Annotated in this window: 21 protein-coding genes; 6 read left to right on the top strand and 15 right to left on the bottom strand. The window is 68.1% G+C overall.

What is annotated here, in order from left to right:
* Positions 1–229 precede the first annotated feature (229 nt).
* The 5 genes from ACF8ME_RS28810 to ACF8ME_RS28790 form a co-directional block, all read right to left on the bottom strand.
* Positions 230–1,222, bottom strand: coding sequence for a Bug family tripartite tricarboxylate transporter substrate binding protein (locus tag ACF8ME_RS28810; RefSeq protein WP_012204371.1), 993 nt, complete (start codon positions 1,220–1,222; stop codon positions 230–232).
* An 82-nt stretch (positions 1,223–1,304) separates the two neighbouring features.
* Positions 1,305–3,143: a dihydroxy-acid dehydratase gene (ilvD, locus tag ACF8ME_RS28805; RefSeq protein ID WP_392419267.1), complete on the bottom strand. Its 1,839-nt coding sequence runs from the start codon at positions 3,141–3,143 to the stop codon at positions 1,305–1,307.
* Between the two features lie 117 nt (positions 3,144–3,260).
* Positions 3,261–3,563 carry a DNA-binding transcriptional regulator gene (locus ACF8ME_RS28800; RefSeq protein WP_016450218.1) on the bottom strand — a complete coding sequence of 101 codons (303 nt, stop codon included), beginning with the start codon at positions 3,561–3,563 and terminating at the stop codon, positions 3,261–3,263.
* A gap of 648 nt (positions 3,564–4,211) precedes the next feature.
* Positions 4,212–5,681 carry a cytochrome c oxidase accessory protein CcoG gene (gene ccoG, locus ACF8ME_RS28795; protein WP_046239452.1) on the bottom strand — a complete coding sequence of 490 codons (1,470 nt, stop codon included), beginning with the start codon at positions 5,679–5,681 and terminating at the stop codon, positions 4,212–4,214.
* A 136-nt stretch (positions 5,682–5,817) separates the two neighbouring features.
* Positions 5,818–6,393 (bottom strand): hypothetical protein, encoded by a 576-nt coding sequence (locus tag ACF8ME_RS28790; protein WP_392419266.1) that lies wholly within the window; start codon positions 6,391–6,393, stop codon positions 5,818–5,820.
* A gap of 192 nt (positions 6,394–6,585) precedes the next feature.
* On the opposite strand from ACF8ME_RS28790, the gene ACF8ME_RS28785 reads away from it, so the two are divergent.
* Both ACF8ME_RS28785 and ACF8ME_RS28780 read left to right on the top strand, forming a co-directional pair.
* Positions 6,586–7,557, top strand: a complete 972-nt coding sequence (locus tag ACF8ME_RS28785) for a DUF2157 domain-containing protein (RefSeq protein WP_126311703.1) — start codon at positions 6,586–6,588, stop codon at positions 7,555–7,557.
* Positions 7,554–9,209, top strand: coding sequence for a GDYXXLXY domain-containing protein (locus tag ACF8ME_RS28780; RefSeq protein WP_392419265.1), 1,656 nt, complete (start codon positions 7,554–7,556; stop codon positions 9,207–9,209). The genes ACF8ME_RS28785 and ACF8ME_RS28780 overlap by 4 nt, the downstream gene beginning before the upstream one ends.
* Before the next feature lie 14 nt (positions 9,210–9,223).
* On the opposite strand, the gene ACF8ME_RS28775 is transcribed toward ACF8ME_RS28780, so the two are convergent.
* The 3 genes from ACF8ME_RS28775 to ACF8ME_RS28765 form a co-directional block, all read right to left on the bottom strand.
* A complete protein-coding gene (locus tag ACF8ME_RS28775) occupies positions 9,224–10,339 on the bottom strand; it encodes a CaiB/BaiF CoA transferase family protein (protein WP_392419264.1) in 1,116 nt (371 codons plus the stop codon).
* 157 nt (positions 10,340–10,496) lie between these two features.
* A complete protein-coding gene (locus ACF8ME_RS28770; RefSeq protein ID WP_034368152.1) occupies positions 10,497–11,501 on the bottom strand; it encodes a tripartite tricarboxylate transporter substrate binding protein in 1,005 nt (334 codons plus the stop codon).
* A 75-nt stretch (positions 11,502–11,576) separates the two neighbouring features.
* Positions 11,577–13,280, bottom strand: a complete 1,704-nt coding sequence (locus tag ACF8ME_RS28765; protein ID WP_203399746.1) for an acyl-CoA dehydrogenase family protein — start codon at positions 13,278–13,280, stop codon at positions 11,577–11,579.
* A 136-nt stretch (positions 13,281–13,416) separates the two neighbouring features.
* Between ACF8ME_RS28765 and ACF8ME_RS28760 the strand changes: the two genes are divergently transcribed.
* Positions 13,417–14,316, top strand: coding sequence for a LysR substrate-binding domain-containing protein (locus tag ACF8ME_RS28760; RefSeq protein ID WP_392419263.1), 900 nt, complete (start codon positions 13,417–13,419; stop codon positions 14,314–14,316).
* A 142-nt stretch (positions 14,317–14,458) separates the two neighbouring features.
* Here ACF8ME_RS28760 and ACF8ME_RS28755 read toward each other — a convergent pair whose 3' ends face one another.
* Entirely contained in the window at positions 14,459–17,335 is a 2,877-nt protein-coding gene (locus ACF8ME_RS28755) for an aconitate hydratase (protein WP_392419262.1), read from the bottom strand.
* Positions 17,336–17,512: 177 nt separating this feature from the next.
* A complete protein-coding gene (locus ACF8ME_RS28750; protein ID WP_392419261.1) occupies positions 17,513–17,932 on the bottom strand; it encodes a hypothetical protein in 420 nt (139 codons plus the stop codon).
* Between the two features lie 453 nt (positions 17,933–18,385).
* On the opposite strand from ACF8ME_RS28750, the gene ACF8ME_RS28745 reads away from it, so the two are divergent.
* Positions 18,386–18,658: a hypothetical protein gene (locus ACF8ME_RS28745; RefSeq protein ID WP_209672641.1), complete on the top strand. Its 273-nt coding sequence runs from the start codon at positions 18,386–18,388 to the stop codon at positions 18,656–18,658.
* A 493-nt stretch (positions 18,659–19,151) separates the two neighbouring features.
* Positions 19,152–19,424 carry a hypothetical protein gene (locus ACF8ME_RS28740; protein WP_392419260.1) on the top strand — a complete coding sequence of 91 codons (273 nt, stop codon included), beginning with the start codon at positions 19,152–19,154 and terminating at the stop codon, positions 19,422–19,424.
* A gap of 342 nt (positions 19,425–19,766) precedes the next feature.
* Here the strand turns inward: ACF8ME_RS28740 and ACF8ME_RS28735 are convergent, their stop codons facing one another.
* Entirely contained in the window at positions 19,767–20,189 is a 423-nt protein-coding gene (locus tag ACF8ME_RS28735; RefSeq protein WP_392419259.1) for a hypothetical protein, read from the bottom strand.
* A 131-nt stretch (positions 20,190–20,320) separates the two neighbouring features.
* On the opposite strand from ACF8ME_RS28735, the gene ACF8ME_RS28730 reads away from it, so the two are divergent.
* Positions 20,321–21,139 carry a helix-turn-helix domain-containing protein gene (locus ACF8ME_RS28730; protein ID WP_203399749.1) on the top strand — a complete coding sequence of 273 codons (819 nt, stop codon included), beginning with the start codon at positions 20,321–20,323 and terminating at the stop codon, positions 21,137–21,139.
* Between the two features lie 76 nt (positions 21,140–21,215).
* Here the strand turns inward: ACF8ME_RS28730 and acnB are convergent, their stop codons facing one another.
* From acnB to tam, 4 genes are all read right to left on the bottom strand, one after another.
* Entirely contained in the window at positions 21,216–23,807 is a 2,592-nt protein-coding gene (gene acnB, locus ACF8ME_RS28725) for a bifunctional aconitate hydratase 2/2-methylisocitrate dehydratase (RefSeq protein ID WP_016450204.1), read from the bottom strand.
* 63 nt (positions 23,808–23,870) lie between these two features.
* A complete protein-coding gene (locus ACF8ME_RS28720) occupies positions 23,871–24,452 on the bottom strand; it encodes a hypothetical protein (protein ID WP_016450203.1) in 582 nt (193 codons plus the stop codon).
* 31 nt (positions 24,453–24,483) lie between these two features.
* Positions 24,484–25,503 (bottom strand): CoA ester lyase, encoded by a 1,020-nt coding sequence (locus ACF8ME_RS28715; RefSeq protein ID WP_012204351.1) that lies wholly within the window; start codon positions 25,501–25,503, stop codon positions 24,484–24,486.
* A complete protein-coding gene (gene tam / locus ACF8ME_RS28710) occupies positions 25,500–26,306 on the bottom strand; it encodes a trans-aconitate 2-methyltransferase (protein WP_392419258.1) in 807 nt (268 codons plus the stop codon). The genes ACF8ME_RS28715 and tam overlap by 4 nt, the downstream gene beginning before the upstream one ends.
* Between the last annotated feature and the right edge of the window lie 5 nt (positions 26,307–26,311).

Here is a 26,311-nt window from a genome sequence, read left to right as displayed (position 1 = left end):
ATGTCCGCGACCCTCCGCTTCGCTGCGGGTAACCTGCGTCGTGGCGGCTGCGGGGTTCGCCGTGAAACTCTCTTCGCGCTGCGCGCTACGTTCGGACAATCACGGCGAGTCAGATCACGAAGCAAGCCTGTCCTTCGGCAGGCTTGCAACCCCGCAACCGCCACGCCGCAGGCGCTGACATACGGGGAGTTGGCTCGGGCCTTCGCTTCGCTCGGCCCGCTGGTTTTGATCAGCCCTCTGCTGTGAATCCCACGCGCTTGACGATGGGGCCCCATTTGGCGAGTTCGGACTGCAGCAGCGCGGCCAGTTCGGCGGGGGTGGAGGATTGGGCGTCCAGGCCGAAGGTGGCCAGGCTGTCCACCACGTCGGGCGTGGCAAGGGCCTTGCGCATGTGGCCGTTCAGGCGCTGCACGGTCTCGGCAGGCGTCTTGGCGGGCACGAAGAAGGCGAACCATTCGCTGTGCGCCATGTCCTTGTAGCCCTGCTCCACCAGCGTGGGGACCTGGGGTGCGAAGCGGCTGCGCTTGGCGCCGCTGACGCCCAGGATGCGCATCTTGCCGCCGGCCAGGTGCTGCAGCATGTCGCCCACGGGGCCGCAGACGGCGGAGACGTTGCCGCCCAGCATGTCCAGCAGCGCCGGCTGGGTGCCGCGGTAGCCGGCGTGCTTGAAGTCCACGCCGGCATGCTGGCCCAGCAGGGCGCCGATGAAGTGCGGCGTGGAGCCGGGAGCGGGCGAGCCGAAGTTGGCGCCTGCGGGGTTGGCCTTGGCCCAGGCGAAGAATTCGGGCACGGTGGTCACGCTGGCGGGCACGGCGGGGCCGACGGCAAAGCCGAAGTCGAAGATGCAGCCCACGGTGACCGGCGCCAGGTCGGCCACCGGGTCATAGGGCAGCTTCTTGTAGATGTGCGGGTAGATGGACAGCATGGACGTGGGCGTCTGCAGCAGGGTGGCGCCGTCTGCGGGCCGGCCCTTGACGTAGCTGATGGCGATCTGCCCGCCCGCGCCCGTGCGGTTTTCCACCACGGCGGTCTTGGCATAGCCCGACAGCTTGGTGCCCACGCGGCGGCAGATGGCGTCCGAGGTGCCTCCGGCCGCGAAGCCGGTGATGATGTTCAGGGTCTCGATGGGGCCCTGGGCCTGCGCCCAGGCCTGCTGGCCCAGGCTGGCCAGCAGCGCACCCGCTCCAGCGGTGCCCAGCCATTGGCGGCGGTCGATGTTCATGCGTATGTCTCCGGTTGAAATTGAAACTCTGAAAAAAACAGTGGGGGAACAGCGGGGGGAAATGCGTGCCAGCCCGGCGGCTTCAACTGTCGTCGCGCAGCCAGACCACCTGGCCCGAATGCGTGACCGCTCCCTGGTGGGCCGGGCGCACGGTGAGCGCGTATTTTTCCAGCACGCCGCCCAGCGGCGGCATCTGGCGGCGCGCGGCGGCCGATTGTTCCAGACGTGCGGCCAGTTCGGCCTCGCCGATTTCCACCGTGATGCTGCGCGCATCGGCGCGGGCGTCGATGGCGATGAGGTCGCCGTCGCGCAGTGCGGCAATGGGGCCGTTGTCGGCGGCCTCGGGGCCTGCGTAGCCGATGCACAGGCCGCGCGTGGCGCCGGAGAAGCGCCCATCGGTCAGCAGGGCCACCTTGTCGCCCATGCCCTGGCCATAGAGCAGCGCCGTGATGCCCAGCATCTCGCGCATGCCGGGGCTGCCGCGCGGGCCTTCGTTGCGGATGACGATGACATCGCCGGCCGCGTACTGCATGGCCTGCACGGCGGCCTGGGCCTGTTCCTCGGACTCGAAGACGCGCGCCGGGCCCCGGTGCACCAGGGTCTTGAGGCCGGCCGTCTTCAGCAACGCGCCATCGGGGCAGAGGTTGCCCTTGAGCACGGTCAGGCCACCGTCGCGCGTGATGGGATTGCCGGGCGTGCGCACCACCTCGCCATCGGGCGGCGCGGCATCGGCCAGTTCTTCGGCCAGGGTGCGGCCCGTGAAGGTGAGCGCATCGCCGTGGACAAAGCCCTGCTCCATCAGCGTGCGCAGGATCACGCCGGCACCGCCGATGTAGTACACGTCGCGCGCCAGGAAGCGCCCGCCGGGGCGCAGGTCGGCGATCAGCGGCGTGCGCGCGAAGATCTCGGCCACGTCGTCCAGGTGGAAGCGGATGCCGGCCTCGTGCGCGATGGCCGGCAGGTGCAGGGCGGCATTGGTCGATCCGCCCGTGGCGCTGACCACGGCGCAGGCATTCTCCAGCGCCCGGCGCGTGATGATGTCGCGCGGCAGCGGGCCGCCGCCTTCGGCGCTGGCCCACACGGCCTGCATGAGCTGGCGCGCGGCGCGGCGCATCAGCGGTGCGCGCTCGCTGAACACGGCGGGCACCATGCTGGAGCCGATGGGCGCCAGGCCCAGCGCCTCGCTCACCATGCCCATGGTGTTGGCCGTGAACTGGCCAGCGCAGGCGCCGGCCGTGGGCAGGCAGGCGCGGCTCATGGCCTCCAGATCCTGCGCCGTGGCGGTGCCGGCCAGCACCTGGCCGATGGTCTCGTAGGTATCGACCACGTTCAGGTCGCGCCCGTGCACGCCGGGCGCCTGCCCCGGCAGGGCCGAGCCGCCATGCACGAAGACGCTGGGCACATTGCAGCGCACCATGCCCATCATCAGCCCCGGCAGGTTCTTGTCGCAGGCGCCGATGGCGAAGATGCCATCCCACTGGTGGCCGCGCACCGAGGCCTCCACGCTGTCGGCGATCAGCTCGCGCGAGACCAGCGAGAACCGCATGCCCGAATGCGCCATGGTCAGCCCGTCGCTGACCGACACCACCGGGCATTCATGCGGCGTACCGCCCCCGGCATAGATGCCGGTCTTGGCATGCTGGGCCTGGTCGCGCAGGTTGAGGTTGCAGGGGCTCATCTCCCCGCCCGTGTGGAACACGCCGATGTGCGGGCGCTCCATGTCTTCGTCGTCCTGGCCCAGGGCATGCAGGAAGCTGCGCGTGGTGGCACGGATGGTGCCGGAGCGGATCAGGGCGGAGCGAAAGGGCGTGGGCGTGGGCGCTGCCGGGCTGCTGCCGGTGGTGCCGGTGGGGGCGGCCAGCGATGCGGAGGCGCTGGATTCGGAAAAGACGTTGTCGGGGGAGGCAGGTTTCTTGTTCATACGCGGGACGGAAAACAGCCGCCCACCATAGCGGGGTCTGCGGATTTCCCTATGAGCATTTACACCAGATCGTGTCGCCCGGGAGTCGCCCGCATACCACCCTTGTGTCGCCCCGGCTCAGAGGATGGCCTGAAGGCCTTTGTCGGCGATGACGTTGAGCAGCTTGAGCGCCGGTCCGGCGGGACGGGTTTCGCCCTGCTCCCATTTGCGCACCGTGGAAGCCGTGGTGTGCAAATGCAGCGCAAACACCGGTTGGCTGAACTTCAAAGTCTCGCGCAGCTGTTTGATGTCGGCCGCCTCGAACTCCCGCACCGGGGGAGGACAGATCGCGTCGAACTCGCGCATCGTCACCTTGTCGATGGCGCCCGCTTCGTACAGCGCAGCCAGATCGCCGCGCAGGGATTCAATGATCTTGCTCACAATGCACCTCCAACAAAACGCCTGACTGCAAGGCTTCGGTAGACACAGGGTAATGCCAATGGGATGCAGCGTGCTGCCACATCCTGTCCGCACGAATCCTGACCCGTGTCGTCAAAGACTGTTCGCAAGTTTTGCCCCTGCCGGGCGGCAGCTTTTCGAGGCCGGGTCTCGGCCCGGCAGCCGACTGCCCTTTCTTGATTCGCCAAGAAAGGTCAGATCAAAGAAGGCGACCCCGGATGTCCGCGACCCTCCGCTTCGCTGCGGGCAACCTGCGTCATGGCGGTTGCGGGGTTCGCTGCGGAACTCGCTTTGCGCTTCGCGCGCCGCTCAAACAACCGCAGCGAGTCAGATCACGAAGCAGCCCTGTCCTTCGGCAGGACTGCAACCCCGCAACCACCACGCCGCAGGCGCTGACATACGGGGAGCCGTGACGGGCCTTTGCTTCGCTCGGCCTCTGGTTTCAAGCAGCCAAGTTCACTCATGAGGCTGGCTGTGCCGACTGAGGAAGACGCATCAATCTCACTACAAAAAAAGGCCCCGGAGAAAATCCCGGGGCCTCAAAACCGATGCCAGCCCGCGCTGCAGCGGACCAGGCATCGTGCACAACAACTGCGCCGTACTCCTGAATCAATCCATCCAACCGGCCCTTCAGCGCGGCACAAGGAACGTGCTGTGCGCCTGCTTGGAAAGCGCCGGATCACCCACCGCCGTGGCCGTGATCTCCACGCCGTGCGAGCCAGGGCCGGCCGCGCCATAGGGCGCCTGCAGCCGCACCACGACCCAGCGGTCCTGGGCCGCGCCCACGTCCACCTCGGTCTCCGAAGCCACGCGCAGGCCCTCGATGCCCGAGGCCGACAGCACATAGCGCTGGTCCTGCTCCGTGGCATTGCCGATCTGCACGCGGTAGATGTTCTCGATCTGGCCGCCGGCCACGATGCGCGACAGCGTGCCCCGGTCGCGCACCACGTCCACCTTCAGCGGCGTGCGCAGGGCCAGGCTGGCCACCATGGCCGTGGAGATGGCCACCAGCGCCGTGCCGTAGATGAGCACGCGCGGGCGGAAGATGCGGCGCACCAGCTCGCTCTGGCGCCAGCCCCGGGCCACGCCGTTCTGCGTGGACAGGCGGATCAGCCCGCGCGGGTAGTGCATGCGGTCCATGACGCTGTTGCAGGCGTCGATGCACAGGCCGCAGCCGATGCACTCGTACTGCAGGCCGTCGCGTATGTCGATGCCCACCGGGCAGACCTGCACGCACAGCGTACAGTCGATGCAGTCGCCCAGGCCCTGGGCCCGGTAGTCCACGCCCTTGTGGCGCGGGCCGCGCGATTCGCCGCGTGCGGTGTCGTAGGTGACGACCAGGGTGTCCTTGTCGAACATGGCGCTCTGGAAGCGCGCATAGGGGCACATGTGCTTGCAGACCTGCTCGCGCAGGAAGCCCGCGTTGCCGTAGGTGGCCAGCGCATAGAACAGCACCCAGAAGATCTGCCACGCGCCGGTCAGCGCCAGCACCTCGGGCAGCAGGCTGCGGATGGGCACGAAGTAGCCCACGAAGGTCAGCCCCGTCCACAGCGCAATCAGCAGCCACAGCGCATGCTTGCCGCCACGCCGCGCGATCTTCTCCGGACCCCAGCCGCTGGCATCCAGGCGCAGGCGTGCGCTGCGGTCGCCCTCCAGCCGGCGCTCCACCCACATGAACAGCTCGGTGTAGACCGTCTGCGGGCAGGAAAATCCGCACCACAGCCTCCCCGCCACCGTGGTGAACAGGAACAGCGCCAGTGCCGAGACGATGAGCAGCACGGCCAGGTAGATGAAATCCTGCGGATACAGCAGCCAGCCGAAGATGTAGAAGCGCCGCTGCTCCAGGTCGAACAGCAGGGCCTGCCGGCCGTGGATCTGCAGCCAGGGAATGCCATAGAAGAACAGCTGCGTGAGCCAGACCATGGCCCAGCGCCAGTTGGCGAAGCGCCCCGAGATGGAGCGCGGCTGGATCTTGCGGCGTGACTCGAACAGCGGGGAATCCGCGCTGGCGTCGGCGATGGGAATCACCTTGCGCTGCGCGGGCCGCGGCCGGGGGGCTGCGGCGGTTTCATCGGGAAGCGGTTTCGGTCGTTCTGACATGCGGGGCCTTCGCCCCGGCCGGTGCGCCCGTGATGCGGGCTTGTCATGAATTGCCGGGGACTGCCTGGACTATGCCCAGCGCCCTGCTCCGCGGGTAGCAGCAGATGCGGTGAATTCGACCGTATCAGATGGAGCTTCAGGCCTGGGGAGCACGAAGACGCAGCACCGCCAGCCGCAACCCCCACGCCACCAGGCACAGCCCCAGCAGCGACGTCAGCGTGCCGATGCGCACATCGGCCTGGAGCACGCCCCAGCGGCTGAAGATCTCCGTCCAGTCATGGTCGCCGCCGCCCACCAGCGGCAGGACCTGGGCGCGCGCGTCCTTCATGTAGCGGGCCACGTTCATCAGGTTCTCGCCCAGCCACATCAGCGAGGCGATCCAGCCCGTGCGCTGGCCCTGCCTGCGGAAATGGCGCATGAACAGGGCGGGGAACAGCAACTGGAACAGCGTGCCGCCGTAGACCGAGAGATGCTGCGAGAACAGGGCCACCAGCGTGTGCCCGGCCTCGTGCAGCGCGAGGTTGGCGTTGTCCAGCAGCATCAGCCAGCGGTCCTCGCTGAAGAAGTGGCCCCAGATGATCCAGGCGCCGAAAGCCGTCAGCGCGATGGCGGCAGGGCGTGTGACCGGCGTCCATTCGACCGTGTCGTCGAAATCGTCGAGGTCGGCGCCGCGCTTCATGGCGCCAGCAACGCCGTTGCGTTCAGAGGGCATGCCAGCGGCTTGGCGGGGTACATGCGAGGTCGGCAAAAAGGGGCAGGCGCAGGATGCATGGCGGCAGTGTTCCGGAGAGTGGGAGGAAGATAGCAGGTTGCACCGGCACCGGGCTGCCGCGTTGCAATCCATCCCGGACAGGTTCTGGCAAAGTCGGGCATCCGCATCTTCAAGCCAAGGAACATCCACACCATGAACCTGCGCCCCCTATTGCATGACCTTGTCCGCCAGCATGGCCTGGACCGCAAGGCCGCCGTGCAGCTGTTTGCACTGGCGGGATTCGGGCATGAACCGGCCGCCCTCAGAACCCGCCTGTGGCCCGTGGTGGCCTTGCTGGGCGCGGCGCTGGGCGGGCTGGGCATCGTGCTGTGGATTGCCGCCAATTGGGAGAGCATGGGCCGCATGCAGCGCTTTGCCCTGCTGCAGGGCTTCGTGCTCGTGATGTGTCTTGGCGCGGCATGGCGCGCGGCGGCGCGCGTGCCGCTGTCCGTGCTGGCACTGCTGGGCACGGGTGCGCTGTTCGCCTTTTTCGGGCAGACCTACCAGACGGGAGCGGACCCCTGGCAGCTGTTTGCGCTGTGGGCAGCGCTGACCCTGCCGCTGGCCCTGGCGGCGCGCAGCGATGGCGTCTGGGTGCCCTGGGTGGTGGTTGCCATGACGGGCATTGCGCTATGGGCGCAGGCCCATACGCCGCAGTTCTGGGAGGTGGAGTCGCGCGACCTGGGCGTGCATGCCGTGGCCCTGGGCGCCGCCCTTGCCGTCACCGCGGTCATGGCACCGGCCCTGCGGCGCTTCACGGGCGCGGGGCTGTGGGCCTTGCGCGGCGCGGGCGCACTGGCGCTGGCGATGATCACCTCCACTGCCATCAGCGGGCTGTTCCACAGCACGGTGGCGCCGCAGTACCCGCTGGGGCTGGTGCTGCTGGCAGGCGCGGCGGCGCTGGCGGGCCTGCGCAGGCATTTCGACATCTTCCTGCTCAGCGGTGCGGCGCTGGGCCTGAACGTGCTGCTGGTGTGCGGCCTGGTCTACCTGCTGCTGGAGAAACTGGGGGCGGACTTCACGGGCATGCTGCTGCTCGTCGGCCTGGGCGCTGCGTGCCTGCTGGCGGCCACGGTGAGCCTGGTGCTTCGAATGTCCCGCAACGCGGAAGGAGGCCTTCAATGAGCCACGAACACGACACCCTGCTGCGCCAGGCCGTGGACCAGGGCATCCTGCCGCCTGCCGCCTTGCAGGACCGCCGCCCTGCCGCCAACGACCGCCATTGGGCGGTGGTGCTGCTCACGGCGCTGGGCGCCTGGCTGGCCCTTCTTCCCTTGCTGATTCTGTTTGCGTTTGCCCTGTCCGACTGGATAGAGCGCGGCGCCGGCACCTATGTGATCGGCGCCATGATGCTGGCCGCAGCCGTGGCCGTGCTGCGCGCCGAGGAGCTGCCCGTCTTCCTGGAGCAGCTGGCCCTGCCTGCCATGCTGACCGGCGCCGGCCTGCTGGGCTTTGGCCTGGCGCGCGACCTGTCGGGGCAGGCTGCGGCCGCGATAGGCCTGGCCATTGCGCTGGCCTGCACGGCCGCCATTGCAAGGCCCTGGCTGCGCGTGCTGCTGGGCGCCGCCTGCGCGCTGCTGTTTTGCACCATGCTCTGGCCGGACAACGATCCATCCACCCTGTACGCAGGCGTGCCGACCTGGGTCATCGTGCATGCGGCGCTGCTGCTCTGGATGCTGCTGCTGGCAGCCCAGTGGCGCGCGCTGGGGCAGTCTGCGGCACAGACCCGCATGGCGGCGGCGCTGGAGCCCTTTGCCACGGGCTGGCTGCTGGCGGTGCTGGCTGGCCTGGCCTTTCTGTCCGGCAGGAGCTTCATGGTGGCCGGCGTGCTGGGCGGCGGCCTGGCGGGCGAGCTGGCGCAGGAAGCCGCCCCGAACACCTCCATGGGCGTTCTGACGCAGGCCGGCTCGGCCGTGCTGGCCCTGGCAGCCGCCTGGTTCGCCCAGCGCGCATGGCCCACGCTGCGGCAGCCGCGCGCCGCCGTGGCTGCCATGGTGCTGGCCGTGCTGAGTGCCTTCCTGCCCTGGCTGGGCGCCTGCCTGCTGGCGCTGGCGGTGACCGGCACCAGCGGCCGCTGGCGGCAGGCCGCAGCAGCCGCCCTGGCTGCGGCCTGGATCGTGGGCAGCTTCTACTACCAGCTGGCCTGGCCATTGGCGACGAAGGCCATGGTGCTGGCCGGCTGCGGCGCCTTGCTGGGCCTGCTGGCCTGGGCAGGGCCGCGCGCCGCAGCCCTGCCAGGCAGCGCGGAGACCGCCGCCGCATCGGGCGCGGCGCCCCTGCAGCGCTGGGCGCCGTGGCTGGTGGTGCTGACGGCGGCCTGCACGCTGGCGGTGGCCAATATCGGCATTGCGCAGAAGGAGCGCACCATCGCCCAGGGCCGCAAGGTTTTCGTGGAACTGGCGCCGGTGGACCCGCGCTCCCTGATGCAGGGCGACTACATGCGCCTGAACTTCCGCCTGCCTTCCGAGGACAGGGACGTGGAGAAAGAGAACCTGCGCAGCGGACGCCTCTACGCCATCGGCAAGCTCGATGAGCAGGGCGTGGTGCAGTGGCTGCGCACCGGCACGGCCAGCGAGCCGCTGGCGCCCGGCGAGCAGCGCTTTGAACTCACCCCGCGCGGCGGCCGGTGGACGCTGGTGACCGATGCCTGGTACTTCCGCGAAGGCGATGGCCAGCGCTGGGAGCAGGCCCGCTACGGCGAGTTCCGCGTGGAGCCCGACGGGCGTGCGCTGCTGGTGGGCATGGCCGATGCACAACTGCGCCCCATCGTGCCCTGAGCGCACCAGGCAACTCACTCGAAGCGGTCGCCCTCGGCCAGCGGCGCATGCCGGTAGCTGGCCGGCGTGCGGCTGAGCTTGACGGGCGCGCCCAGGCCCCGGTAGCCGCCCGCCATCTCCACCACCATCTCGCGGTGCAGGGTATGCGGGTGGTTGAGCGCCGCGTCCACGCCCAGCACGGGCGCGGCGGGCACGCCGATGGCCATCAGCGCATCGGCCAGGGCGGGGCCGTCGCAGGACTGCAGGGCCTGCTCCAGCAGCGGCTTGAGCGCATCGCGGTGGTGCGAGCGCTGGCCGGCCGTGGCAAAGCGCTCGTCGGCCACCAGTTGCGGGCATCCCAGGTGCTCGCACAGCAGGCGGAACTGGCGGTCGTTGCCCACGGCCAGGAAGACCGGCGTGGTGCGCGTGGCAAAGCTGTCGTAGGGATAGATGTTGGGATGGGCGTTGCCCGAGCGCCCTGGCGTCCTGCCGCTCATGAACCAGTTGCCCGCATGCGGGTGCAGCAGCGAGATGCCGCTGTCGTACAGCGAGACATCGACCAGCTGGCCCAGGCCGCTGCACTGGCGCTCCTGCAGCGCCAGCAGCACGCCGATGACGCCGTTCATGCCCGTGACCATGTCCACCACCGGCAGGCCCACGCGCAGCGGATCGCCGCCGGCCTCGCCGTTGACGCTCATCAGCCCCGTCATGGCCTGGATGGCCGCGTCATAGCCGGGCCAGGCACCCAGCGGGCCATCGGCGCCGAAGCCGCTGACGCGGCACCAGATGAGGCGCGGAAAGCGCTCGCGCAGCTGCTCCCAGCCAATGCCCCATTTCTCCATGGTGCCGATCTTGAAGTTCTCCACCACCACGTCGGCCTGCTCCATCAGCGCCACCACGGCCTGCTGGCCTTCGGGCAGGGACAGGTCCAGGAACTGCAGCCGCTTGTTGCGGTTCAGGCCCCGGTAGTAGGAGGACACTCCGTCCTGGAACGGCGGCCCCCAGGCGCGCGTATCGTCGCCCTGCGGCGGCTCCACCTTGAGCACGTCGGCGCCGTGGTCGCCCAGGATCTGGCCGCACAGCGGGCCACCAAGAATGCGGGAGAGGTCGAGGACACGGATGCCCTGGAGGGCACCATTGGCTCTGCTCATAAAGTTTCTTTCTTCATTGGCACAAGGTGCAAGACTGGCGTGTTTCAAGCCACTGGGGCGCCCAGCAAGGGCCGCCCCGCAGCGAAGGCGCCGTCCCACTCCCGCGTGCGAGAGAGGGGGAAGCGGCGTAGCCGCTCAGGGGGTGTTCTCCATCTATTCAATCCAGTTTGGCGCCGGAGGCATCGACCACGGCCTTCCACTTGGTCACTTCCTGCGCGATGAAGGTCGACAGCCCCGCTGGCGACAGATCCGATGCCGGCTCCAGCCCCTGGTCGGCAAAGGTCTTGCGGATGCGCTCGCTGCCCAGGGCCTTGCGGAAGGCCGCGTTCAGCGTCTCGATGCGGTCGGCCGGCGTGCCGGCCGGTGCCACCACGCCGAAGAACACGCTCACGTCGTAGCCGGGCAGGCCCTGCTCGGCGATGGTGGGAATATCGGGCATGGCCTGGGAGCGCTTTTCCGTGGCCACGCCAATGGCCTTGAACTTGCCGGCCTTGATGTAGGGCATGGCGGTGAGGATGTCGGTGAAGGTCATGTTCACCTGCCCCGCCAGCAGGTCGTTGAGCGCCGGGCCCGTGCCCTTGTAGGGGATGTGCTGCAGCGAGGTGCCGGCCATCTTGTTGAACAGCACGCCGGCCAGGTGCGAGGAGGCGCCGTTGCCCGAGGACGCATAGTCCAGGCTGCCCGGCTTGGCCTTGTCCTGCGCGATCAGCTCCTGCACGGTGGTGGCCTTGGTGGTCGGGTTGACCACCAGCACATTGGGCAGGTGGCCCACGCGGATGATGGGCGCGAAGCTGGTCTGCGGGTCGTAGTTGATCTTGCGGTACAGGTGCTTGTTGATGGCCAGCGGCCCCGAGGTGCCGAACATGATGGTGTAGCCGTCGGGCCTGGCGCGGGCCACGAAGTCGGCGCCGATGTTGCCGCCTGCGCCGGCCTTGTTCTCCACGATCACGCTCTGGCCCAGCGTCTCGGTCAGCGCCGTGGCCAGCACGCGTGCCATGGCGTCCGTGGGCCCGCCGGGCGGGAAGGGAACGACGAAGCTGATGGGCCGCTCGGGAAAGCGCTCGGCCAGTGCGGCGGCCGGCAGCGCGGCGGTGGCGGCGAGCGCACAGGCGCACAGGAATCGGCGTTTCTGGAAGGACGGCTTCGGGTCAGTGCAAGGCATGGTGTTTGTCTCCGGTACTTGTGCGGTCATCCCTGTGGACGGGATGTGTGTTCTGGGTCAGTGCGGTCGATGGGCTCAGCGTGTCCAGCCTTCGGGCAGGTCGCCTGCCGCCAGCGGGTCGCGCGGCAGCACGCGGTGCAGCAGCACCAGCTGGGCCCAGCGCATGCGTTCGGCACTGCGTGTGCAAGAGGCCTCCCAGGCCATGGCCGTGGCCGTGAAGCAGTGGTACAGGCCCGAGGCGGCGGCGCGCGCCAGGCGGTCACCGCCCTCCTCCGCTGCGCGCAGGGCCAGGGCCGCAGCCTTGTCCATGCTGGCCGACAGCGCGGCCTTGAATTCCGTGGCCGCCTCGGTCTGGGCCAGCAACTGGGCCGCGTGGTCGCGCAGCACGGGCAGCGAGCCTTCGCGCTTGATGGCGCGGATCACGTCCAGCGCCACGATGTTGCTGGTGCCTTCCCAGATCGATCCCAGGTGGGAGTCGCGCACCAGGCGCGGATCGCTCCATTCCTCGATGTAGCCGCATCCGCCGCGCACCTCCATGGCGTCGCCCGTGACCTTGCGCGCGTCGCGGCAGGCGCGGAACTTGATCATGGGCGTGAGGATGCGCAGCAGCGCGTAGGCGCCGTCTTCGCCTGCGTCCGAACGCTGCAGCGCCTGGGCCGTCTGCAGCACCATGGTGCGGGCCTGCTCGGAGTAGATGCGCAGCTTGTCGAGCTGGCGCTGCATCAGCGGCATGTCCTGCAGGGCCTTGCCGAAGGCGCGGCGCTCGCGCGCCACGTACTCGGCCTCGGCCACGGCACGGCGCATCAGCCCGGCCGAGCGCACGCCGTTGGACAGGCGCGAGTTGTTGACCATGTCGGCCATCTGCACGAAGCCCCGGCCCTGCTCGCCCACCAGGTAGGCGACGGCGCCGTCGAGCACGATCTCGCCGCTGGCCATGGAGCGCGTGCCCAGCTTGTGCTTGAGCCGCACGATGCGGTAATGGTTGGCCGAGCCGTCATCGAGCCGGCGCGGCAGCAGGAACAGCGAGATGCCCTTCATGCCCGCGGGCGCGCCCTCCACGCGCGCCAGCACCATGGCGAAGTCGGCATCGGGGTTGGAGCAGAACCACTTGTCGCCCGACAGGCGCCAGCTGCCGTCGGCGGCCGGGCGGGCCAGCGTCTGGGTGTTGGAGATGTCCGAGCCGGCCGCCTGCTCGGTCATGAACATGGCGCCCTGGGCCTGGTCCTCGAAGCGCAGCTGCGTCATGCGCGGCCAGTACTTCTCGACCAGGGCCGGCTCGCCGTACTTGCGCAGCGTGCGCGCCAGCGAGTCCGTCATGGACAGCGGGCAGCACAGGCCGAACTCGGCCTGCACGAACAGATAGGTCAGCGCGTACTTGGCCAGCGGCGGCAGCTTGCCATCCCAGCCCAGCACGCCCGTGCGGTGCGACATGACGGCCAGGCCGAACTCGCCGTAGGCAATGCGCTCCATCTCCACATAGGCCGGGTGCTTGACGATGCGCTGCGCATCGCGCCCCGTGCGGTCGCGGTGCTCCAGCTCGGGCGGATTGCGGTCGGCGGTCAGCGCCCATTCATCGATCTCGCGGCCGGCCAGCGCGCCCATGCGCTCCAGATGGGGCTGCAGGTGCGCGTTCACCTCGGGCGGCAGGTACAGCGCCAGCAGCGGCTGCAACTGCGAATCGGTGGTGTACAGGTTGCTGCCGTGGCGGTCGGGCACGGCCTGGAAAGCCTGGGCGGGGGAAGACTGCATGGCGGCCAGCGCCTGCGGTTCGGGGTTCATGGTCTGTCTCCTGTGCGGGAACCTGGCCCGGGCGCATGGGCTCCGGGTCTTGGGGATGCCCCCATTCTTGGAAACAGTCCTATTCGAGTCAAATATCGATAACGTATTGATCAATAGTCAAACCGGATAGAACACCATGGAGCTGAGACAACTGAGGTACTTTCTGGTGCTGGCCGAGGAGCTGCACTTCAGCCGTGCAGCCCAGCGCCTGTCCATCTCCCAGCCGCCGCTGAGCGTGGCCATCCGCCAGCTGGAGGAAGAGTTGGGCGCCCAGCTGTTCGAGCGCACCAGCAAGGAGGTGCGGCTCACGGCCGCCGGCAAGCACCTGCGCGTGCAGGCCCAGGACATCATGGAACAGGCCCAGCGCGTGCGCCAGGACATGCGCGCCATCGCCGACGGCGTGCAGGGCCGCATCCGGCTGGGCTTTGTGGGTTCGGCCATCTACCGCGGGCTGCCCGAGGCGCTGGAGAGCTTTCGCGCCCGGCACCCGCTGGTGCGCATCGACATGCTGGAGCTCAACAGCGCAGAGCAGATCGCCTCCCTGCAGCAGGAACGCCTGGACCTGGGCCTGCTGCACGCCACGCGCCCCGCGCCAGGCCTGCAATCACACACCCTGGTGAGCGAGCCCTTCATGGCCTGCCTGCCGGACAGCCATGCGCTGGCCGGCCAGCGCACGCTGCAGGTGCGCCAGCTGGCGGGCGAGCGCATGGTGCTGTTCTCGCGCCAGGTCTCGCCCGACTACCACCAGCAGATCTGGCAGATCTGCCAGAGCGAGGGCTTCACGCCCGACCTGCACCACGAGGTGCGGCACTGGCTGTCGGTGCTGTCCATGGTGTCGCTGGACCAGGGCGTGTCCCTGGTTCCGTCCTGCCTGCAGCGCGTGGGCTTTCCGGGGCTGGCCTTCGTGCCCATCCAGGGCCGGCACCCGCAGTCGCAGATGCAGGCCATGTGGCATCCGGGCCATGTGCAGCCCCTGGTCGAATCGCTGCTGGCCCACCTGCGCGACAGCGTGGGCAGGCTGGTGCAGCAGCCCTAAACGCCACACCCTTGCTCAGTTCACTCTGTCCAAAACTGGCGTGACCCAAAAGCGAGGGACACCGAGCAAGGGCCGCCCCGCCGCCAGGGTGTCGTCCCCCTTCCAGGGGGAGGCCGCATAGCGGCTCAGGGGGTTTCCAACTTCATTCAAGGAGCTGCCTGAGAACGTACGGCAGGATGCCGCCGTGCTTGTAATAGTCCACCTCGATGGGCGTGTCGATGCGCAGCTTGACCACCACGGTCTGCTTGCTGCCATCGGCACGCGTGATCACCAGCTGGGCCTCGCTTTGCGGTGCCAGGTCGGCGGCGGGAACCACCTCCACGAACTCCTCGCCCGTCAGGCCCAGGGTCTGCCAGCTGTCCGTGCCCAGGAACTGCAGCGGCAGCACGCCCATGCCCACCAGGTTGGAGCGGTGGATGCGCTCGAAGCTGCGCGCCACCACGGCCTTGATGCCCAGCAGCTGCGTGCCCTTGGCGGCCCAGTCGCGGCTCGATCCCGTGCCGTACTCCTCGCCCGCGAAGATCACGGTGGCACGGCCCTCGGCCTGGTACTTCATGGCCGCGTCGTAGATGGGCATCTTGGTGACCTGGCCCGTGCCGTCGCGGTACAGCGTCAGGCCGCCCTCCTCGCGCGAGCCATCGGGCTGCGCGGGAATCATCAGGTTCTTGATGCGCACGTTGGCAAAGGTGCCGCGCATCATCACCTCATGGTTGCCGCGCCGCGAGCCGTAGCTGTTGAAGTCGGCCTTTTGCACGCCGTGGGCCAGCAGCCACTGGCCTGCGGGCGAGCTTTCCTTGATGGAGCCGGCCGGCGAGATGTGGTCGGTGGTGATGGAGTCGCCGAACAGCGCCATCACGCGCGCGCCGTGCACCACGTAGGGGTTGGAGCCTTCGGCGCCAGCGGCGGGCGCTTCCAGCTCAAGCCGGAAGCCGTCGAAGAACGGCGGCTCGGCAATGTAGGTGCTCTCGGGCCAGGTATAGGTGGCGCCCGTCACGCCGTGGATCTTTTCCCAGAGCTTGCCGGGCTCGGAGCGCACCTTCTCGTAGTTCTCGCGGAAGGCCTTGCCGTTCATGGCGTACTTCATCAGCGCGTGGATCTCTTCGCTGGTCGGCCAGATGTCGCCCAGGTAGATGTCACGGCCGTTCTTGCCCTGGCCCACGGGCTCGGTCATCAGGTCGCGGCGCACCGTGCCGGCAATGGCATAGGCCACGACCAGGGGCGGGCTGGCCAGGAAGTTGGCCTTGATGTTGGGGTGGATGCGCGCCTCGAAGTTGCGGTTGCCCGACAGCACGGCCGCGCAGACCAGGTCGTTGCTGGTGATAGCCTCGTTGAGCTCCGGCGTGAGGTCGCCCGCGTTGCCGATGCAGGTGGTGCAGCCGTAGCCGGCCAGCGCAAAGCCCAGCTTTTCCAGGTAGGGCAGCAGGCCGGCTTCGGTCAAATACTCGGTCACCACGCGCGAGCCCGGCGCCAGAGAGGTCTTGATGTGCGGCTGCACCGTGAGCCCGGCCTTCACCGCCTTCTTGGCCAGCAGGCCGGCGGCCAGCATCACGCTGGGGTTGGAGGTGTTGGTGCAGCTGGTGATGGCGGCAATCAGCACGTCGCCGTTGGCGATGCTCAGGCGCTTGGGCGGCGTGGGGGCATCGACCGGCGCCTCGCTGTGGGCGGCCTCCAGCTTGGGCTTGTTGGCCTCCATCTCGGCCAGCGAGCGCTGCGCGCCGGGCGGATGGGCCGGCGTCTCGGGAGCCACCTCGCCCTCGCCGCCACCGCCTACGGGAAAGCTCCGGCCCAGCCGTTCGATCGGCTGGTTGAACCCGTTGTGCGCCGCAGGGGCACTGAACAGCTCATCGAACTTGGACGACACATTGCCCAGCTCGATGCGGTCCTGCGGGCGCTTGGGTCCGGCCAGGCTGGGCGCCACCGTGCCCAGGTCCAGGCGCACCACATGCGAGTAGTCGATCTCGCCGGCGGCCGGCACGCCGAACAGTTCCTGCGCGCGGAAATAGCCCTCGAAGGCCTCGATCTCGGCCTTGCTGCGGCCCGTGCCCTTGAAGTAGTCGATGGTCTTTTCATCGACGGGGAAAAAGCCCATGGTGGCGCCGTACTCGGGCGCCATGTTGCCGATGGTGGCGCGGTCGGGCAGCGCCAGGCTGCGCGTGCCTTCGCCGAAGAACTCCACGAACTTGCCCACCACCTTCTCGCGGCGCAGGATCTCGGTCACCGACAGCACCAGGTCGGTGGCCGTCACGCCCTCGCGCAGCTGGCCCGACAGCTCGAAGCCCACCACATCGGGCGTGAGGAAGTACACGGGCTGGCCCAGCATGGCGGCCTCGGCCTCGATGCCGCCCACGCCCCAGCCCACCACGCCGATGCCGTTGATCATGGTCGTGTGGCTGTCCGTGCCCACCAGGGTGTCGGGGTAATGCACGCCGTCCTTGGTCTTGTGCACGCCGCGCGCCAGGTACTCCAGGTTCACCTGGTGGACGATGCCGAAGCCCGGCGGCACCACGCCGAAGGTGTCGAAGGCCTGCATGCCCCACTTCATGAACTGGTAGCGCTCCTTGTTGCGCTGGAACTCCAGCTTCATGTTCAGGTCCAGCGCCTTCTTGGTGCCGAAGTAGTCCACCATGATGGAGTGGTCCACCACCAGGTCCACGGGCACCAGCGGCTCGATGGACTTGGGCTTCTTGCCCAGCCTGGCGGCCGTGCTGCGCATGGCGGCCAGGTCGGCCAGCAGCGGCACGCCCGTGAAGTCCTGCAGCACCACGCGCGATACCACGAAGGGGATCTCGTCCACGCGCTCGGCCTGGGGCTTCCAGTTCGCCAGTTGCTCCACATGCTCGCGCGTCACCTTGTTGCCATCGCAGTTGCGCAGCACGGACTCCAGCACGATGCGCAGCGACACGGGCAATCGCCGGACCTGTGGATATTGCCTTGCCAGCTCAGGCAGGGAGAAGAACTTGCCCTTCTTGCCCCCCGCCGCAGCAAAGGTCTTGAGGGTGTTTTCATATTCGTGGCGCATCGTGAGACTCCTGGATGAAACTCTGGGAAGGCACATGCGCGCCGCCTTTTTCCGGGCTGCTGGGCATGTACCAAGACTCTGATTTCCATTGTGCCCAGAAGTGCCCGCGGATGCTGTGGTCCATTGGCGATAGTCACACGCGGACAACGCTGTCCGCGCGGAAAAAGCGGCAGGCTTTCACGGGGCTGTCATCGAACCGGCCAGCGAAGCCCTGCTGCGCCACAACCCCGCGCACTGCAGATCGCCCAGCGCCACGCCGATGGCCGCCTGGCCCAGCACCCATGCCCAGCCTGCGGGCGCAGGCTCCAGCACGCCGCTGTACAGCACAACCCCGCAGGCCAGGGCCCAGCCGAAGTTGCCGAACACGGCAATGGCCACCAGCCCCCGGCTGCGCGGCATGCGGCACGCGCCCCAGCCAGCCACGCAGGCCCAGACCAGCAAGAAGCACCCCGTGCCCAGCAGCAGCGCCTGCGGCAACCCCGTGACAACGGCCAGCGGCTGCGCAAAGGCCAGTTGCACCGCACCGGCCGCGGCGCAGCAGATGGCGTCGGCCCACAGAGTGCGGGGCAGGAAACGGGCATGGGAAAACATCGGCATCAGCACTCCTTGTGGATTGCCGGGCATGCACCTCGCAAGCCGGCCCTGCCGATGCTCCGCCGCCACAGCCCCCGAGTCCATGACCTGCCAGGTCATGCCAGCCCCGCTGGAGCAACTCCAGTCGCTATGCCACAATCCGCACCAGCCCCCTGTCACGGGGCCGGTGCTTGAAAACACCTTTGAAGAATAGCGGAGCGGCCTCCCCGATAGCGAGGCCTTGTCACGTCTGATTTGCTTGGATCGTGGGCGCTTGCCTGCATCCGAACGGTTTGGGACGGGATGGGGCTCACCGCAAGGCTGCCCGCACGACTATTCTCGTGTTTTCAACATCCCGTCCACCATTGCTGTGCTTGAAAACCCGGCCTGGTGGTTCAGTCTCGAATAGGAGCACGGAACCATGTACATCGCATCCACCTCGATGGCCCGCCTCACCTTTGCACGGAGAGCCGAGCCATGACACCCAGACCCCCACCCAGCGCCGAGCATTTCACCCAGGTCGTGACCGAGGTGGACCGCCTGGTGCAGCAAGGCTGTGCCGAAATCTCGGCACTCTCCCGCATGGCCCTGCTGTGGCTGGAAACGCCCGAAACCAGCAACCGCCTGGACGTGCTCGCCAGCGCCCTGCGCACCATCCGCAACAGCGCCGACATGCTGGCCAGCGAAACCAGCGGCGAAGTCGTCGCCGTGGGCTGCTCCCACCACGTCAAAAGCAGCGCAGTCCCCTGAACCCGGCCGAGCGCAGCAAAGGCCCGCACCAGCTCCCCGTATGCCAGCGCCTGCGTCGGGCCGCCTGCGGGGTTGCAGTCCTGCCGAAGGACAGGACTGCTTCGTCAACTGACTCGCCGCAGTTGCCAGGTCATGCCAGCCCTGCTGGAGCAACTGCAGTCGCTATGCCACAATCCGCACCAGCCCCCTGTCACGGGGCCGGTGCTTGAAAACACCTTTTCCAAGACTAGCGGTGCAGCCTCCCCGTCAGCGAGGCTTTGTCACGTCTGAATCCTGTATTCGTGGGCGCTTGCCCACGTCTGTGCGATTTCGGGCGGGATGGGGCTCACCGCAAGGCTGCCCGCACGACTAGTCTCGTGTTTTCAACATCCCGCCCACCTGCCTGCGCTTGAAAACGCAACCCGGTGGTCTCAAGCCTCGACTAGGAGCACGGAAGCATGCGCAACGTTTGCCTTTCCACGGCCTCTCTCAACCTTGCACGGAGAGCCGAGCCATGACACCCAGACCCCCACCCAGCGCCGAGCATTTCACCCAGGTCGTGACCGAGGTGGACCGCCTGGTGCAGCAAGGCTGTGCCGAAATCTCGGCACTCTCCCGCATGGCCCTGCTGTGGCTGGAAACGCCCGAAACCAGCAACCGCCTGGAGGTGCTCGCCAGCGCCCTGCGCACCATCCGCAACAGCGCCGACATGCTGGCCAGCGAAACCAGCGGCGAAGTCGTCGCCGTGGGCTGCTCCCACCACGTCAAAAGCAGCACAGCCCCCTGAACCCGGCCGAGCGCAGCAAAGGCCCGTACAACTGCCCGTATGCCTGCGCCTGCGTCGGGCCGCCTGCGGGGTTGCAGTCCTGCCGAAGGACAGGACTGCTTCGTCAACTGACTCGCCGTGATTGTTTGAACGTAGCGCGCAGCGCGAAGTGAGTTTCACGGCGAACCCCGCAGGCGGCCCGATGCAGGTTGCCCCGCAGCGCAGCGAAGGGGTCGCGGGCATCCGGGTCGCCTTCTTTGGCCTGACCTTTCTTGGCGAATCAAGAAAGGGCAGTCGGCTGCCGGGCCGAGACCCGGCCTCGAAAAACAACGGCCCGGCAGGGTCAAAACAAGCCCGCTGTAGTCATGACATGGCAACACGCGCACCGCCAACCACATCGCGCGTGCGCCTCAACCCAGTCCACTGCAACTCAGCCAACACCACAACCACCACCGCCTGAGCCAACACCCACGCCACCCCCCAGGCAGACAACCCCAACCCACCAAACGCCAACAGCGCAACACAGCCCGCAGCCCACCCCAAATTCCCCACAACCACCAGCCCGATCAACCGCCGCGGCACAGGCGAGCGCGCCGCCATCCACGCAGCCAGCAGCGCATAGCCCAGCAAAAACCAGCCTGTGGACTGCAGCAGCGCCAGAGGCAACCCCGTCACATCCGACAGCGGCTGCCCCGCCACCAGTTGCAAGGCGCCCGAGGCGGCGCAGGAAGCAGCATCGGCCCACATCACGCGGGGCAGGAAACGGGGGGAAGCGAACATCGACATGGCGAACTCCTTGAGAGCAACAGGCACACACCGTGCATGCCATGGACTGCATGGTCCGCCGCAGGCTGCACAGGGTCGATAACCTCGCAGGTCATGGCCGCCACGCCAGCCCCGCCGCTACGATGCGGACCATGACCTCCACCGCCCATCCACCGTCCGCGCGCTCGCCCTTCGGCGACCATCTGCGCCACTGGCGCCAGCACCGCCGCCTGAGCCAGCAGGGCCTGGCGCTGGAGGCCGAGATCTCCACGCGCCACCTGAGCTATGTGGAAACCGGCCGCGCCCAGCCCAGCCGCGAGATGGTGCTGCGCCTGGTCGAGCGCCTGGGCGTGCCGCTGCGCGAGCGCAATGCCCTGCTGGTGGCCGCAGGCTACGCCCCCATGTACCAGGCCCGGCCGCTGGACCACCCGGACCTGGCCGCCGCGCGCCAGGCCGTGGACCTGGTGCTCAAGGGCCACGAACCCAATCCGGCCCTGGCCGTGGACCGTCACTGGAACCTGGTGGCCGCCAACGCCATCGTGCCGCTGCTGCTGGCCGGCGTGGCGCCCTGGCTGCTGGAGCCGCCCGTCAATGTGCTGCGCCTGAGCCTGCACCCCGAAGGCCTGGGCCCGCGCCTGGCCAATGCAGCCCATTGGCGCGCGCATCTGCTGCACCGCCTGCAGCAGCAGATTGCCGCCACGTCGGATGCGCAGCTGCAGACGCTGCACGACGAGATTGCCGCCTACCCGTTCAAGGAAGATGAAGCGGACTCACATGGCGCAGCACCTGCCAGCCACATTGCCGTGCCCTTCGCGCTGGACACCGACCATGGCCGGCTGAACTTCATCAGCACCATCACCATCTTCGGCACGCCGGTGGATGTGACACTGCAGGAGCTGGCCGTGGAGTCGTTCTTTCCGGCGGATGCGCAGACGCAGGAGGTGCTGGGGCGGTTGAGGCAGGCTGCGTAAACCGGAAAGTACAGAGCCAGAAAGCAGCAAAGCCCGCCGAAGCGGGCTTTGCTCATGGAGCCGGATCAGGCCGGACTCAGGCGCTCACGCCCTTGGCCACATCCGCGTACTCTTCGATCTGGTCGAAGTTCATGTAGCGGTAGACGCTGGACTTGTCGGCATCGATCACGCCCATTTCCTTGAGGTATTCCTCCTTGGTGGGCAGCTTGCCCAGGCGCGATGCGATGGCGGCCAGCTCGGCCGAGCCCAGGAACACGTTGGTGTTCTTGCCCAGGCGGTTGGGGAAGTTGCGGGTCGAGGTGGAGATCACCGTAGCGCCTTCGCGGACCTGGGCCTGGTTGCCCATGCACAGCGAGCAGCCCGGCATTTCGGTGCGGGCACCGGCCGTGCCGAAGGCGGCGTAGTGGCCTTCCTTGATCAGCTCGTTCTGGTCCATCTTGGTGGGCGGAGCCACCCACAGCTTGACGGGGATGTCGCGCTGGCCGCCCAGCAGCTTGGCTGCTGCGCGGAAGTGGCCGATGTTGGTCATGCACGAACCGATGAAGGCTTCATCGATCTTGGTGCCGGCCACTTCGGACAGGAACTTGGCGTCATCGGGATCGTTGGGGCAGCAGACGATGGGTTCCTTGATGTCGGCCAGGTCGATCTCGAACACGGCAGCGTATTCGGCGTCCTTGTCGGCTTCGAGCAGGTCGGGCTTGGCCAGCCAGGCTTCGACCTTCTCGATGCGGCGCTGCAGCGTCTTGGCGTCGGCGTAGCCGTCGGCGATCATGTTCTTCATCAGAACGATGTTCGAGGTCAGGTACTCCTTGATCGGCTCGGGGTTGAGCTTGATCGTGCAGCCGGCAGCCGAGCGCTCGGCCGAGGCGTCGGACAGCTCGAAGGCCTGTTCCACCTTCAGGTCGGGCAGGCCTTCGATTTCCAGGATGCGGCCCGAGAAGATGTTCTTCTTGCCGGCCTTGGCCACGGTCAGGGCGCCTGCCTTGATGGCGTACAGGGGAATGGCATGCACCAGGTCACGCAGGGTGACGCCGGGCTGCATTTCGCCCTTGAAGCGCACGAGCACGGACTCGGGCATGTCCAGGGGCATCACGCCCGTGGCGGCGCCGAAGGCCACCAGGCCGGAACCTGCGGGGAAGGAGATGCCGATGGGGAAGCGCGTGTGCGAGTCGCCGCCCGTGCCCACGGTGTCGGGCAGCAGCAGGCGGTTGAGCCAGGAGTGGATCACGCCGTCACCGGGACGCAGGGCCACGCCGCCGCGGTTGCTGATGAAGGCAGGCAGCTCGCGGTGGGTCTTGACGTCCACGGGCTTGGGGTAGGCGGCCGTGTGGCAGAAGGACTGCATGACCATGTCGGCCGAGAAGCCCAGGCAGGCCAGGTCCTTGAGCTCGTCGCGGGTCATGGGGCCGGTGGTGTCCTGCGAACCCACGGTGGTCATGCGCGGCTCGCAGTAGGTACCGGGGCGTACGCCCTGGCCTTCCGGCAGGCCGACGGCGCGGCCGACCATCTTCTGGGCCAGCGTGAAGCCGGCGTTCGAAGCAGCGGGCGCCTGGGGCAGGCGGAACACGGTGGAGGCAGACAGGCCCAGGAATTCGCGGGCCTTGGCGGTCAGCGAACGGCCGATGATCAGGTTGATGCGGCCGCCGGCGCGCACTTCGTCGAACAGCACGTCGCTCTTGAGCTGGAACTCGGCGACGGTCTCGCCGTTCTTGACCAGCTTGCCGTCATAGGGCAGCACGTCGATGACGTCGCCCATCTCCAGCTTGGAGACGTCCACTTCGATGGGCAGCGAGCCGGAGTCTTCCTGCGTGTTGAAGAAGATGGGGGCGATCTTGCCGCCCAGGGTCACGCCGCCGAAGCGCTTGTTGGGCACGAAGGGGATGTCCTGGCCCGTGGCCCAGACGATGGAGTTGGTGGCCGACTTGCGCGAGGAGCCGGTGCCGACCACGTCGCCCACGTAGGCGACCAGGTGACCCTTCTTCTTGAGGTCGTCGATGAACTGCATCGGGCCGCGCTTGCCGTCTTCCTCGGGCTTGAAGGCCGCGTCGGGACGAGTGTTCTTGAGCATGGCCAGGTAGTGCAGCGGGATGTCCGGACGGCTCCAGGCATCGGGTGCAGGCGACAGGTCGTCGGTGTTGGTCTCGCCGGGCACCTTGAAGACGGTGACGGTGATCTTCTTGTCCACTTCGGGGCGCGAGGTGAACCACTCGGCGTCGGCCCAGCTCTGCATGACTTCCTGGGCCTTGGCGTTGCCGGCCTTGGCCTTGGTGGCCACGTCGTTGAAGAAGTCGAACATCAGCAGCGTCTTCTTCAGCGCGTCGGCAGCGACGCCGGCGACTTCGGCATCGTCCAGCAGCTCGATCAGGGGGTGCACGTTGTAGCCGCCCACCATGGTGCCCAGCAGCTCGGTGGCCTTGGCCTTGGAGATGAGAGCCACCTGGATGTCACCGTGGGCCACGGCCGCCAGGAAGCTGGCCTTGACCTTGGCGGCATCGTCCACGCCCGGAGGAACGCGGTGCGTGAGCAGGTCGAGCAGGAAGGCGTCCTCGCCAGCGGGCGGGTTCTTGATCAGCTCGATCAGTTCGGCAACCTGCTTGGCATCCAGCGGCAGCGGGGGGATACCGAGCGCGGCGCGTTCGGCCACGTGGTCACGGTAGGCTTTCAACATGATTCTCTCTCCATGGTTTTCTAAAGTGGGGCTGCTTGCGGGACGCTCAGGTCCGGGCCTGGATTACTGGCCGGCGGGCTTGGGTGCTTCCAGCAGGCTGGGAGGCGGGTTCTTCTTGATGGCCTCGGCCACCTGAAGCTGGTCAGGGCTCATGCATTCGTCGGCCAGGCGCTGGCCGACCTTCTGGTTCATGAGCATGGACTTGTTAGCGATCTGCAGCCAGACGGCGCCGGCATGCTTGTCTTCCAGGCGCACGGTGCCGGTCGAGGTCTTGACGGGCGCCATGTGGTACTTGAAGCCCTTGCCGTCGATGTTGAAGTAGCCGGGGTTGGACTGGTCGGCCGTCACATTGACGAAGGCGCCCAGCTCGCAGGGAATGCGGCCGGTGTGCACGCGCTCCGAGATGGCCAGGTCTTCGGCGGACAGCGGCTGCTGGGCAGCAGCTGCCACGGCCGCCGCACCGCCGACTGCGGCAGCGCCGGCAGCGGCCTTGGCCGCGGTGGCCTTCTTGGCGGGAGCCTTCTTGACCGCAGGCTTGGCGGCGGCCTTGGCCGGAGCCTTCTTGGCAGGTTCGGCGGCGCTGGCGCCCAGGCCCATGGCCAGCAAGGGGGCTGCGATCAGGATGGAGGCGATAGCTGTCTTCATACGTTGGGCTCCTGCAAATTCCCGGTGTGGGCTAAGCAAGTGATTCTGATGCAAACCAGGGCTGCACCTGCGGGGGCAGCGCCTGGCCGGTCTGGTGGGCACGTGTGAGCAACTGCCAGAAATAGCGGTAGCTCGCCCGGTCATGTAATACACCATCCACGCTGACGGGCGCCCAGTCGGCGGCCTCGGCGGCGGTAAGTATTTGTGCGGCCTGCGCCACTTCGTCGGCCTGGGGCGCGAACGCGGCGAGGATGGGACGGATCTGGTCCGGGTGGATGCTCCACATGCGGGTATAGCCGAGCCGCCGTGACGCCTGTGTGGCAGCGGCCTGCAGCGCCTGTGGATTCCTGAACTCGGTGACCACGCAGTGCGAAGGCACCTTGCCGTGCGCGTGGCAGGCAGCTGCGATCTCCAGCTTGGCACGCACGACCAGCGGATGGTCGAACTGGCCGGCCGAGCCCATGGCCGAGGCAGGAATCGCGCCGCCATGGGCCGAGACGAAGTCCATCAGGCCGAAGGAAATGCTCTGCACGCGCGGGTGTGCCGCGATGTCGAAGGCGCGGTGCACCGCGGCGGGCGACTCGATGAGCACATGCAGCGGCAGTTCGCGGCAGCCCAGTCGGCCCAGATGCCGCTCGGCCAGCAGCACGTCGTCTACGCTTTCCACCTTGGGCAGCATGAGGTGGCACAGGCGGTCGCCGGCCTCGCCGACGATGATGTCCAGGTCCTGCGCGAAGCTGGCGTGGTCCACGGCATGCACGCGCGCAGCCACGCGGGCACCGGGCGCGGCATCGCGCGCCAGCGAGGCCACCAGGCGCGCATGGGCGGCCTCCTGGCCCACGGGGGCACCGTCCTCGCAGTCCAGCGTGACGTCGAACACGCAGGTGCCGAACTCGGCCATCATCTCGGCCTGCAGCTGCAGGCTCTTGCGCATGCGCACTTCCACGCCGCTGTAGTGGTCGCAGACGGGCAGGTGCAGGGCACCGCCCTGCGCATCGAGCAGCACCTGGGCCGGGTGTGCGCGAGAGGGTGTGGACGTGGCGGCGGTCATGGCTTGCGCTGGGCGACGATGAACAGGCGGGGGAAGGCCAGCAGGCGCCGGCCGTCGGCGCGCACGCCGTAGGCGGCGTCCACGCGGTTTTCGTATTCGGTGAGGAAGTCGGCCTGCAGGGCTTCGGGCAGGCCTTCGACGAAGGGCTTGAGGCCGGTGCCGCGCAGCCACTGGACGATGGCGCCGGCCGAGTCCATGGGATGCTGGTAGACGGTGTGCCAGACATCGACGGCGCCGGCCTCGACGCCGGCCTGCTCCTGCGGTCCGGCCAGCAGGTCGTAGTAGCTGCGGATGGGCAGGATGTCGGCCCGCACCTTGGCGGCATCGCCGATGTAGGCGGCAAACTTGGGCAGGCTGGCGATCTCGCGCATCACGCGGTGCGTGGCTTCCTGCCGGTTGTCGGGCATCTGTATCGCCAGCACGCCCCCTGGCGCCAGTTGGGCGAACAGGCGGGGTACCAGCGTTTCATGCTCCCCCACCCACTGGAGGGAGGCATTGGCATAAATCAGGTCGGGAGCGCTCTCGCCGGGGGCGGGCGTCCAGGAAGCAATGTCGGCCAGCGCGAAGCGGGCCTCAGGCAGATGCTGGCGCGCGGTGGCCAGCATCGCCTGGGAGTTGTCTATGCCGGTGATCGTGGCACCGGCATAGCGCTGTGCAAGCAGCTCGGTGGAATTGCCCGGCCCGCATCCCAGGTCCACCACATGGCGGGCCTGGGCCAAGGGCACACGCGCCAGCAGCTCGGCTGCGGGGCGCGTACGCTCATTGGCGAAACGCAGGTAAAGCGCGGGATTCCAGTCGAGCATGGCTT

It is taken from the genome of Delftia sp. WSY_7 (assembly GCF_043104845.1).
Lineage (GTDB): Bacteria > Pseudomonadota > Gammaproteobacteria > Burkholderiales > Burkholderiaceae_C > Comamonas > Comamonas tsuruhatensis.
This window is presented reverse-complemented; position numbering and strand designations above follow the sequence as displayed.

Coding starts and splice junctions, on each gene's coding strand:
- ACF8ME_RS28790 (WP_392419266.1), bottom strand. CDS start 6,393: ATGCCCTCTGAACGCAACGGCGTTGCTGGCGCCATGAAGCGCGGCGCC.
- ACF8ME_RS28745 (WP_209672641.1), top strand. CDS start 18,386: ATGACACCCAGACCCCCACCCAGCGCCGAGCATTTCACCCAGGTCGTG.
- ACF8ME_RS28735 (WP_392419259.1), bottom strand. CDS start 20,189: ATGTCGATGTTCGCTTCCCCCCGTTTCCTGCCCCGCGTGATGTGGGCC.
- ccoG (WP_046239452.1), bottom strand. CDS start 5,681: ATGTCAGAACGACCGAAACCGCTTCCCGATGAAACCGCCGCAGCCCCC.
- ACF8ME_RS28715 (WP_012204351.1), bottom strand. CDS start 25,503: ATGACCGCCGCCACGTCCACACCCTCTCGCGCACACCCGGCCCAGGTG.
- ACF8ME_RS28770 (WP_034368152.1), bottom strand. CDS start 11,501: ATGCCTTGCACTGACCCGAAGCCGTCCTTCCAGAAACGCCGATTCCTG.
- acnB (WP_016450204.1), bottom strand. CDS start 23,807: ATGTTGAAAGCCTACCGTGACCACGTGGCCGAACGCGCCGCGCTCGGT.
- ACF8ME_RS28765 (WP_203399746.1), bottom strand. CDS start 13,280: ATGAACCCCGAACCGCAGGCGCTGGCCGCCATGCAGTCTTCCCCCGCC.
- ACF8ME_RS28755 (WP_392419262.1), bottom strand. CDS start 17,335: ATGCGCCACGAATATGAAAACACCCTCAAGACCTTTGCTGCGGCGGGG.
- ACF8ME_RS28775 (WP_392419264.1), bottom strand. CDS start 10,339: ATGAGCAGAGCCAATGGTGCCCTCCAGGGCATCCGTGTCCTCGACCTC.
- ACF8ME_RS28810 (WP_012204371.1), bottom strand. CDS start 1,222: ATGAACATCGACCGCCGCCAATGGCTGGGCACCGCTGGAGCGGGTGCG.
- ACF8ME_RS28785 (WP_126311703.1), top strand. CDS start 6,586: ATGAACCTGCGCCCCCTATTGCATGACCTTGTCCGCCAGCATGGCCTG.
- ACF8ME_RS28740 (WP_392419260.1), top strand. CDS start 19,152: ATGACACCCAGACCCCCACCCAGCGCCGAGCATTTCACCCAGGTCGTG.
- ACF8ME_RS28760 (WP_392419263.1), top strand. CDS start 13,417: ATGGAGCTGAGACAACTGAGGTACTTTCTGGTGCTGGCCGAGGAGCTG.
- ilvD (WP_392419267.1), bottom strand. CDS start 3,143: ATGAACAAGAAACCTGCCTCCCCCGACAACGTCTTTTCCGAATCCAGC.
- tam (WP_392419258.1), bottom strand. CDS start 26,306: ATGCTCGACTGGAATCCCGCGCTTTACCTGCGTTTCGCCAATGAGCGT.
- ACF8ME_RS28720 (WP_016450203.1), bottom strand. CDS start 24,452: ATGAAGACAGCTATCGCCTCCATCCTGATCGCAGCCCCCTTGCTGGCC.
- ACF8ME_RS28780 (WP_392419265.1), top strand. CDS start 7,554: ATGAGCCACGAACACGACACCCTGCTGCGCCAGGCCGTGGACCAGGGC.
- ACF8ME_RS28730 (WP_203399749.1), top strand. CDS start 20,321: ATGACCTCCACCGCCCATCCACCGTCCGCGCGCTCGCCCTTCGGCGAC.
- ACF8ME_RS28750 (WP_392419261.1), bottom strand. CDS start 17,932: ATGCCGATGTTTTCCCATGCCCGTTTCCTGCCCCGCACTCTGTGGGCC.